We start from the raw sequence: 360 nt of genomic DNA, 5'->3' as shown, positions 1-360 counted from the left end.
TCTATCGCACGGGCTGGCCCGGACAGCCTGGTGTTGAAAAAGATATCAGCAAGATGCTCGACCTCTACGAGCGTATGGTAAAGCTCAAAGTCCCGCTGGGTTATTACAATTGGGCTGTGGTGGCCGAGCGTGGGCACGGGGTATTGAAGTCGGACCGGATGGCCAGTTCCTATATGTTCCGGGCCGCGCAATTGGGCAGTCCTTTAGCCCAAGTTAGAATCGGAAATCACTTCTCATTTGAGTTGCCGCGAGATAAGCAAGACGACCAAATGGCCGAACCATACTTTCGATGCGCTGGAGCTCAACACATCCCAGAAGCGATTATAGAAACGGCCGCATTCTATAAAATCGCTAAAAAAA

General features: G+C 51.1%; 1 pseudogene. It reads left to right on the top strand.

Going from position 1 to position 360, the window contains the following annotated elements:
• Positions 1–53 precede the first annotated feature (53 nt).
• Positions 54–360, top strand: a pseudogene (locus AACY45_RS28905) (tetratricopeptide repeat protein); the annotation flags it as partial.

It is taken from the genome of Pseudomonas sp. RA_35y_Pfl2_P32, assembly GCF_963970735.1.
GTDB lineage: Bacteria > Pseudomonadota > Gammaproteobacteria > Pseudomonadales > Pseudomonadaceae > Aquipseudomonas.
Note: the sequence above shows the minus strand (reverse complement) of the source record. Positions and strands in the feature narration are given on the sequence as shown.